Source organism: Spirulina subsalsa CS-330 (assembly GCF_028330765.1).
Lineage (GTDB): Bacteria > Cyanobacteriota > Cyanobacteriia > Cyanobacteriales > Spirulinaceae > Spirulina > Spirulina subsalsa_A.
In genome coordinates this window covers 1-9,580 of the sequence record NZ_JAQMTY010000216.1, presented here as the reverse complement: position 1 = coordinate 9,580, position 9,580 = coordinate 1, and the positions used below count along the sequence as shown (strand labels likewise).

At 53.5% G+C, this 9,580-nt stretch carries 9 protein-coding genes and 1 pseudogene; 6 read left to right on the top strand and 4 right to left on the bottom strand.

Features of this window, described 5'->3' with window-relative positions:
* Positions 1–231: 231 nt before the first annotated feature.
* The gene (locus PN477_RS15055; protein WP_272147390.1) at positions 232–1,281 is read right to left on the bottom strand and encodes a tetratricopeptide repeat protein; all 1,050 of its coding nucleotides are present in this window, start codon (positions 1,279–1,281) and stop codon (positions 232–234) included.
* Between the two features lie 337 nt (positions 1,282–1,618).
* Between PN477_RS15055 and PN477_RS15050 the strand changes: the two genes are divergently transcribed.
* Both PN477_RS15050 and corA read left to right on the top strand, forming a co-directional pair.
* On the top strand, positions 1,619–2,485 hold the full coding sequence (locus PN477_RS15050) for a M48 family metallopeptidase (RefSeq protein WP_272115548.1): 867 nt from the start codon (positions 1,619–1,621) through the stop codon (positions 2,483–2,485).
* A 137-nt stretch (positions 2,486–2,622) separates the two neighbouring features.
* Entirely contained in the window at positions 2,623–3,774 is a 1,152-nt protein-coding gene (corA, locus tag PN477_RS15045) for a magnesium/cobalt transporter CorA (protein ID WP_272115546.1), read from the top strand.
* Between the two features lie 27 nt (positions 3,775–3,801).
* On the opposite strand, the gene PN477_RS15040 is transcribed toward corA, so the two are convergent.
* Positions 3,802–4,332, bottom strand: a complete 531-nt coding sequence (locus tag PN477_RS15040) for a Tic20 family protein (protein WP_272115544.1) — start codon at positions 4,330–4,332, stop codon at positions 3,802–3,804.
* Between the two features lie 51 nt (positions 4,333–4,383).
* Positions 4,384–4,611 (bottom strand): hypothetical protein, encoded by a 228-nt coding sequence (locus PN477_RS15035; RefSeq protein ID WP_272147388.1) that lies wholly within the window; start codon positions 4,609–4,611, stop codon positions 4,384–4,386.
* Positions 4,612–4,825: 214 nt separating this feature from the next.
* Between PN477_RS15035 and glyA the strand changes: the two genes are divergently transcribed.
* The 4 genes and pseudogenes from glyA (at position 4,826) to PN477_RS15010 (ending at position 9,244) form a co-directional block, all read left to right on the top strand.
* On the top strand, positions 4,826–6,109 hold the full coding sequence (gene glyA, locus PN477_RS15030) for a serine hydroxymethyltransferase (RefSeq protein ID WP_334310550.1): 1,284 nt from the start codon (positions 4,826–4,828) through the stop codon (positions 6,107–6,109).
* A gap of 141 nt (positions 6,110–6,250) precedes the next feature.
* Positions 6,251–7,309 carry a glycosyltransferase family 4 protein gene (locus tag PN477_RS15025; RefSeq protein ID WP_072620924.1) on the top strand — a complete coding sequence of 353 codons (1,059 nt, stop codon included), beginning with the start codon at positions 6,251–6,253 and terminating at the stop codon, positions 7,307–7,309.
* A gap of 21 nt (positions 7,310–7,330) precedes the next feature.
* Complete coding sequence (locus tag PN477_RS15020; RefSeq protein ID WP_272115539.1) at positions 7,331–8,572, top strand: competence/damage-inducible protein A; 1,242 nt, start codon at positions 7,331–7,333, stop codon at positions 8,570–8,572.
* 65 nt (positions 8,573–8,637) lie between these two features.
* Positions 8,638–9,244 (top strand): annotated as a pseudogene (locus tag PN477_RS15010) (Uma2 family endonuclease).
* Positions 9,245–9,271: 27 nt separating this feature from the next.
* On the opposite strand, the gene PN477_RS15005 reads toward PN477_RS15010, so the two are convergent.
* Positions 9,272–9,580: aminotransferase class IV (locus tag PN477_RS15005; protein ID WP_272147387.1), on the bottom strand; the 309-nt coding region annotated here is incomplete at its 5' end.

Below are 9,580 nucleotides of genomic sequence, written 5' to 3'. Positions count from 1 at the left end.
TGCGGCTAATTACTCAACGATTCGCAATTTCTTAATCACTGCGGCTCGCCGGATAGGGCTGAAATCCATTGCCAATGCGAAGCGATTTTTTGCCAATCGGCTGGAGGAGGTTTTACTCTCACTACAATGAATCAGCCCTACCTAGGGAGAGGGCTAGGGTGAGGGCTTTCCGGGATCTGGCTAATTTTGTCAGCCAACCAGTAGCCGACCTTTGTCACCCTCATTACCGGGTTATGAACCATCGCGTTTTTGAATGGCGAGGGTACGATTGATTTGGGCGTTTTGGTTGGTTGGGTCGAGGGTGAGGGCGCGATCGTAATCTTGAATGGCTTGGTCATACTGGCCGAGATTAAAGTAGGCCCAGCCTCGATTGTTATACGCCCAAACATCATTTGGATCAAGCTGAAGGGTGCGATCATACTCTTGAATGGCTTGCTGATAGTTTCCTTTGTTAGAGTAAGCCCAGCCCCGATTTAGGTAAGTCCACTCATCATTGGGATCAAGTTGAATGGCTTGATCATAATCTTGAATGGCTTGGTCATACTGGCCGAGATTAAAGTAGGCCCAGCCTCGATTTTTGTACGCCCAAACATCATTTGGATCAAGCTGAAGGACAAAATCATAGTCTTGAATGGCTTGATCATACTGTTCTTGTTCGGCGTAGAGTCTGCCGCGATTGTAGTAGGCGGGTAAATGATTTTTTTTGATTTGAATGGCGCGATTGTAGTTTTTCAGGGCTGCGCCATAGTCGCCTTTTGCTTGGTAGGCAATGCCTCGGTTATTATGAGAGGCAACATAGCGATCATCGAGCGCGATCGCACGGCTGTAGTTGGCGATCGCTAAGTCATAGTCTTCTTTTGCGGCATAAGACCAACCCCGGAGGTTATAGGCTTCTACGTGGTCAGGATCAATCTGAAGGACGCGGCTATAGTCAGCGATCGCTAAATCATACTGCTCTGTTTCAAAGTACATCCAGGCCCGATTAATATACGCATCACTATAGTTGGCATCGATCTGAATTGCCCGGCTGTATTGTGCGATCGCCTGTTCATACTGTCCTTGCCCGGCATGAGACCAACCCAGTTTGTTATATCTCAATGCTTCTGGATTAATCTTAACCTTAACCTTAACCTTTGTATCATTTTTGATCGCAAAGATGTTGTTTCTGAGGTCTTGAAGGGTAAAACCGTCCGGATTCACCAATAAGAATAAACCCGATAAAAAGACCATCATCCAAGTCACACCCACAAACCCACGAAAAGCCCGCATATTATTCCGCATCACACAGTATTCTCTCCATAAATTAATCCCAAGTCCCCCAACACTGAGCACCGCAAGACACCTAAAACCCGAAAGATCTCTGTCGTACACTTGTGACGCTCAAGGCAAGATCTCATGGCTGATAGTAGTAGAAAAATTTTCAAGAACAGGCAAGCGTCCTAAACCCCTTGTGCCAGAGTTTTCCAATGTCCGAACCGTTTTGATTGGTGCTACAGAAATTTGTGCTGTGATCGGATTCTTCACGGTGGTTTGATGACTTTTCGGGAACTCAGATGATGAGATTGAGCACGGGGGAAGCGGTGGGAGGCAGGGTAATGGTTAACACAGACTGAAGATTATGACGAATGGATGGGCGTTGTGCTGGTCTCTGTGTAGCATTGAAGGGATGATGCTGTATCCCGATGGACTGATGACTGACGATCGCAATGCTCCCCCCCGTAAACGCGAGTTATTGAGCCTATTGGCCCTGTTTGTGGGGGCGTTTTTAGTGGTGGTGTGGCTGCTGAATCTATTGGTGGGGGGGTTAATTGGGATGATTCCCCCAGAGGCAGAACGGCAGTTAGGGCGGTGGATAATTCCGGCCTTGGAGGCCGAGGCAGAGGATTCAACGACGCAGGATCGGTTAAATGACTTGCTCGATCGCCTCGAAGCAGAGTTACCCCCGGAACAGGCGGCGGTGCATGACTATCAACTCCTGTATATTCCTGACGAAACGGTGAATGCGGCGGCAGTGCCGGGGGATGTGATTTTGGTGTATCAGGGATTGTTGGCAGAGATGGAGTCGGAAAATGAGTTGATGATGGTGCTGGGGCATGAGTTGGGGCATTTTGCGAATCGGGATCATTTGCGGGGCTTGGGGCGGGAGATGACGTTACGGTTGGCGATCGCCATTTTCCTCGGAGATGCCAGCGCCCTCCAATCCCTCTCGGGCCGGATTCTCAACCAAGTGGGATCATCCCGCTTTTCCCAAACCCAGGAAACCCAAGCCGATGAATTTGGCCTGACGTTGCTCGATCGCACCTATGGCCATGTGGCCGGAGCGACGGACTTTTTCGCCCGCCTCGCGGAAACACCGGGGGCCAATGTTCAATTCCTGGCCAGTCATCCCGCGCCCGGTAAACGGGTGAAAGATATCAAGGCCTTGATTCAACAGAATGGCTATACCCTGGGCCAAAAAGTCCCCCTCGATCTTGATCTCGAATGACTGCGATCGCCCCCTGACTCTGACGGTTTCTGGCTCAATGGGCCCGCTCCTCCCCTGGCCTAGATTTCGTGCCTGAGGCTCAATCCGGTAGGCTGGAAAGAACCTCCCTAATTGTCCCTTCGATCCCATAATTCCGCATGAGTCAGACCCCTACCCAGTGGATACCCGAACCTGACGAGGATGATCCCGAAGATGATTATTTTGACTATTACTTTGATCCACCCGGCAGCGAACCAGGAACGCTCACGATTGATCCCGATGGTATTCCGTCGGAACTGGTGCTGATTGACTACAGCCCGGAACACGCCACCCGCCACCCCGATGTTTCCCCGGAAACCTGCCAAGCCTATTTAAAAACGCCGTCGGTGTCGTGGATTGATGTGCGGGGGTTGGGCAGTGAGGATGTGCTGAAGCGGGTGGGGTATATTTGCCATCTCCATCCGTTGCTGCTCGAAGATGTGGTGAATGTGCCCCAGCGGCCGAAGGTGGAGGACTATAACGATCACCTCTTGATTGTGGTGCAGATGGTGTTGCCGACACCGGATGAGGAGGGGTTTTTTATTGAGCAGGTGGGGTTTGTCTTGGGGGAGCATTATTTGCTGACATTCCAGGAGGAACCGACGCGGGACTGTTTTCAACCGGCGCGCGATCGCATCCAAAACGGTCGCGGCAAAATTCGCCAAGCGGGCCCGGACTATCTCGCCTATATCCTGCTCGATGCGATTATTGATGGGTTTTTCCCGGTCTTGGAAGACTACGGCGAACGGATCGACAGCCTCGAAGATGAGGTGGTGGCCAATCCCACCCGTAAAACCCTAGAGAAAATTTATGATATTCGGCGGGAACTGTTGGCCCTGCGGCGTTCGATTTGGCCGCAGCGGACGGTGATTAATAGCCTGATTCGCGAACATTACGGCCTGATTAGTCAGGATGTGGAGGTGTATCTCCGCGATTGTTATGACCATGTGATCCAGTTGCTGGATATTGTCGAAACCTATCGAGAATTGTCCGCGAGTTTGACGGAAATTTATATGTCGGCGATGAGTAACCGGATGTCGGAGGTGGTGAATCTGCTGACGATTATCTCAACGATCTTTATTCCCCTGACGTTTATTGTGGGGGTCTATGGGATGAATTTTGAAAATATGCCGGAGTTGGGATGGCGGTGGGGCTATGCGGCTTGCTGGGGGGTGATGGGGGCGATCGCGCTCTGTTTAACGATCTTTTTCTGGCGGCGGGGCTGGTTTGAGGGGTTTTTCTGGAGTCCCCTCGCCCCGAAGCGTCGTTAAGGTGGCGTTAATCTAAGGGGAGGGGGATTAGTAGCGCACTTGGTTGTAGGCGGCTTCGGAAATGATCGGTAAGTCTGCATATTGCCCCCGGAGGGATTGTGCGATCGCAAAAATCGCCGCCGTCAGCACCGCCAAAAACAGCAGACTTTCCAGGCCGCCCCCTAACCATGCCGTTGGATTCGCTCCCGTCGGACGCAGCAACGGCGCACTCAAGCCGCTGGATAGCTCCAATACATCCAGCACCAACCGACAGAGAAAGGTAAAAATCGACAGGAGGATGGCTTGCACCGTATTGAACCGCAGAAAATGGGACACCTGGGAATTCCGCACAACCAAGATGAACAGCCCAAAAAAGAGGCCCAACTCCACAAGGGGCAACCCCCCCACATTGAAAAAATAAACCTGCATCAAGGGGGTCAGCCCGATCAACAACAATCCCAAGGGCGGAAACAAACTCGCCAGGAAAAAGCCCAACATCGCCACTTCTAGGATGGGAATCAAATACACCAAAGCCGCAAAAATCCGGTCTTGTCGTGTCGTTGCGCCACGCCAATTCATCCCGCTCGTCTCCCAAGAAAAACCTTCCTAACCATAACGCACTGGGTTATCCTAGGCATCTACCGGATCAATGTTGGTGAGTCGAAACCCCATTTGGCATTCGTAATATCCGGCGGGGGTGCGATCGCTGCATTCCGCTCCAGTCTTGGCGCAACTCACCAACGCACAGCCAAGCTTGCCATGGTGCCAACGAGGTCGCCCCTGTTGATCCGCTAACAAGCAGCCTTGGCACACCTGTTGAGGTGAAAGAATTTGGGTCTCGGTCATAATCACAAGCATAGTCCCCTCCACAATCAGGAAGCGCTGACAACAGCCACGCCTAGGGCATTGCTCCCTCGTCTTACCTTTAATTTTAAGCGAATTTCTGGGGCGATCCGCTGTCATTGCTACCAAGCTTCACGGATGGGATCTGCGTTGCGATGGACTATCCCCCAATCCGAAACAGCGTTATCATAAAAAATCCCTGCGCTATACCTAAAAATTTTTATCTCTTATGGCTAATACTGATCTGGAATTTTTAGTGGAAACTGATCCCGCGATCGCCGCGATCATTAACCAAGAACTCCAACGCCAACGGGATCACCTCGAACTGATCGCCAGCGAAAACTTCACCTCCGCCGCCGTCATGGCCGCCCAGGGTTCCCCCCTCACCAACAAATACGCCGAAGGTCTGCCGAAAAAACGCTACTACGGCGGCTGCGAATTCGTTGACCAAGCCGAACAACTGGCCATCGATCGCGCCAAAGAACTCTTCGGGGCCGCCATGGCCAACGTTCAACCCCACTCCGGCGCTCAGGCCAATTTCGCTGTTTTCCTAACCCTCCTCGAACCCGGCGACAAAATCATGGGGATGGACTTGTCCCACGGCGGGCACTTAACCCACGGCTCCCCGGTGAATGTGTCGGGGAAATGGTTTGAAGTGGTGCAATACGGCGTGAGCCAAGCCACGGAAACCCTCGATTATGACGAAATTTTAGCGATCGCCCAACGGGAAAAACCCAAACTAATCATCTGCGGCTACTCCGCCTATCCCCGCACCATCGACTTCGCCAAATTCCGGGAAATCGCCGATGCCGTCGGAGCCTACCTAATGGCCGACATCGCCCACATCGCGGGCCTCGTCGCTGCCGGACTCCACCCCAACCCCGTCCCCTACTGCGATGTGGTCACCACCACCACCCACAAAACCCTACGCGGCCCACGGGGTGGCCTAATCCTCTGCCGCGATGGAGAACTGGGCAAAAAACTCAACAAGTCTGTTTTTCCCGGCACTCAAGGCGGCCCCTTAGAGCATGTGATCGCGGCCAAGGCTGTGGCCTTTGGGGAAGCCCTCAAACCCGAATTTAAAACCTATTCCGCTCAAGTGATCACCAACGCCCAAACCCTCGGCCAAAGCTTGGTTGATCGCGGCTTCAAAATCGTTTCCAACGGCACGGACAATCATCTCATTCTCGTTGATCTGCGCTCGATTGGCATGACGGGGAAAGTGGCGGATCAACTGGTGAGCGGTGTCCGGATTACCGCCAACAAAAACACCGTGCCCTTTGACCCTGAATCACCATTTGTTACCAGCGGCCTGCGCTTAGGTTCGCCCGCCATGACCACGCGGGGCATGGGGACGACGGAATTCACCGAAATCGCCAACATCCTCGCCGATCGCCTCCTCAACCCCGATGATGCAACGGTGGCCGCCGATTGTCGCCAACGGGTGGGGGCATTGTGCGATCGCTTCCCCCTCTATCCCCACCTGCGCATGCCTACCCCCGCCCTCGCCTAGGCCCCTCAACCCAAAATCCACAGGCTCAGGGGAACCCCCGATCATCCCCTGAGATTTGGGAGGTTGAGGGGGATCACGCTAGGCGTAGGCGGCAATTTAGTGTAGATTTTAGCTGATCTCTCCGGTTAGGCCCCTGACTTGATGTCTTTCCATCTTTACCATCTCATTGCCTTTCTCGTCTCCGCCATCGTTGTCCTCTGGAGCACCCCTGTGGTCAAAACACTGGGACTCAAAAGCGGCCACGTTGATCACCCCAACGAGCGCAAAGTCCATCGCCAACCCATTGTCCGCTTGGGGGGGGTGTCTATTTTTGCGAGCACCCTGATCGCGGTGCTGATTGTCTGGGGACTGGGGGGGTTTGAAGGACTCTCGGCCCCAGAACAGGCCGGGATTTGGGGGGTGGCCTTTGGGAGCGTCGGCTTTTTTCTGATTGGCTTGGCGGATGATTTGTTTAATCTAAGCCCCATGTCACGGTTGGCGATGCAGGTGGCGATCGCGATCATCTCTTGGCAGATCGGGGTCAAAATTGAATTTCTCTCCATGCCCTTTGACAATCTCGTCATGCACATTGGCTGGCTCAGTCTCCCGATTACGGTGATCTGGCTCGTGGGCATGGCCAACGCGATCAACTGGATTGACGGGTTAGATGGATTAGCTGCCGGCGTTTCCGGGATTGCCGCTGTGGTGATGTTGATCGTCACCCTGTTTATGGATCAACCCGGTGCTGCTCTTTTGGCCGCAGCCCTGGCCGGTGGAGCCTTAGGCTTTTTACGCTACAACTTCAACCCTGCTCAAATCTTCATGGGGGATGGGGGATCGTATTTTATGGGGTTTACCCTGGCGGGGGTGGGGGTGATTGGCTTGGTGAAAACCACGGCAGTCACGGCAGTTTTGCTGCCTTATCTCATCCTCGCCGTGCCAATTTTAGATATGTCAGCGGTGATTATTTCCCGCGTCTGGCAAGGCAAATCCCCCTTTCTTGCCGATAAACGCCACCTTCACCACCGGCTGCTCGATGCAGGGATTTCCCAACGGCTGACGGTGTTGTTTATCTATGCGTTGACTCTCTGGGTGGGGAGTTTGGCCCTCGCGTTTTCGGGGATTCCGAGCGGGGCTGCCTATGCAATCGGGGCGACGATGCTTCTGGCCTATGCGGGCTGGCAAGTGTGGCGGCGCAGTGGTAGTAATGTCAGCAATTAGGGGTAGATCCTAGATTTAATTATGAGTGCAGAAATTATATGTGTGGGGACGGAGTTGCTGTTGGGGGAAATCCTCAATGGCAATGCGCGGTTTTTAGCGGCGGAGTTTGCCCGGTTGGGTGTGCCCCATTATTTTCAGAATGTGGTGGGGGACAATGTTGAACGGATTCATCAGGTGATGGATGTGGCGATCGCTCGCTCCTCCCTGCTCATTTTTACCGGTGGCCTGGGCCCGACTCCCGATGATCTCACCACGGCAGCGATCGCCCAATTTTTCCAAACCCCCCTCACCGAACGGCCCGAAATTCTCCAGGACATCACCGAAAAGTTTGCCCAGCGGCGGCGGCAGATGACCCCCAACAACAGCAAACAAGCCCTCCTCCCCGCAGGGGCGGCGGTGCTGCCCAACCCCACCGGCACGGCTCCCGGCATGATTTGGCAACCCAAACCGGGGTTAACCATTCTCACCTTTCCCGGTGTGCCCTCAGAACTTTATCGGATGTGGCAGGATACCGCTGTGCCGTTTTTGCAGTCCCAAGGCTGGGGCCAGCAGATTATTCATTCTCAGGTGCTGCGCTTTTGGGGCGTGGGTGAATCCACCCTCGCCACCAAGGTTACGGAATTATTTGACCTCCAAAACCCCACGGTGGCCCCCTACGCCGCCAACGGGGAAGTGCGGCTGCGGGTCTCGGCCCGGGCAGAGTCGGAAGCGGAGGCGATCGCCTTGATCGAACCCGTGGCGGCTCAGATTCGCACCCTCGCAGGGGAAGACTATTTTGGCACGGACGAGGCAACCCTCGCTTCGACTGTGGGGGCGTTATTGAGCGATCGCTGCCAAACCGTGGCCGTTGCCGAATCCTGCACGGGTGGCGGTTTAGGGGCGATGTTCACCGACAATCCCGGCAGTTCGAGCTATTTCCTCGGCGGCATCATCGCCTACGCTAACCGTGTCAAAGAAACCCAACTGGGGGTCAGTCCGGAAGTGTTGATCCACCAAGGCGCAGTCAGCGAACCCGTCGCCAAACAGATGGCATTAGGGGTGAAGGCGTTACTGGGCAGTGATTGGGGGATCAGTATTACCGGCGTGGCGGGGCCCGGTGGCGGCACAGCCCAGAAACCCGTAGGGCTGGTGTATATCGGCCTCGCCCATCCCGATGGCACGGTGGAGATTTTTGACTATCGATTCGGCCAAGAGCGCGATCGCGCCACCATTCGCCACATGAGCGCCTGCCACGCCCTCGATCGCCTCCGCCGTCGTCTCTAGCTCCCTGGGCGTTTCTCCTGTAAAACAAATCCGTTAAAGTAGGAAAAAAACGGGAGAACATACGGATGATCGCCGCTCAATCCCCCCATTACCTCACACCAGAAGACTACCTCGCACAGGAACGCCACAGCCCCATCAAACACGAATACATCAATGGCGAAGTCTACGCCATGGCGGGTACAGGCGGATTTCACAACATTATTAGCGGTAATGTTTATCTACTCTTGCGAAATCGTTTACAGGGTTCCAGTTGTCGAACCTAATTTCGCAGATATGAAAGTGAAATTAGCCGAGGGTAAACAATTTTTTTATCCTGATTTAACCGTCACCTGCGATTCAGATGATGATCCATCCCTCACCTATATTACTGGGCCAAAGCTCATTATTGAAGTGTTATCGGAATCTACTGAAGCCTACGATCGCGGCAAAAAATTTCAAGATTATCGCACCTTGCCAAGCTTGCAGGAGTACGTCTTAATCAGTAGCCAAGACTATTTAGTGGATGTCTTTCGCCGTGCCGAAAATAATCTGTGGGTGCTGGAAAGTTATCAGGGCGAAGATGCGATCGCCCAATTCCAAAGCATTGACATGAACGCACCGTTAGCCGACATTTACGCCACAGTAGATCTCGGTGAACCGCCAGATAGTCCCGACGATACACCACGATCCTAGTCCTCCCCTGACCTTGAGCGATCGCACTTAATCAAGAGACACTGTATAGACCCAATCAGCATAGTCTGGATCGCGGTTTTCAGTGATAGCCGTGAGTTTATCGCGGAGTTGGGACGTGATCGGTTTCTCTTGGGGGAGATGGTAGTTTTCGATCTGTTTAACGGGGGTGATTTTCGCCGCCGTTCCACTTAAAAACACCTCATCCGCAATGAACAATTCCGACTTATCCACCGGTCGCTCAATCACCGTTAATCCCATCGCTTTCGCCAGCGTGATCACACTATCACGGGTGATCCCTTCAAGAATATCTTGCTCGTAGCCAGGGGTGATCAGTTG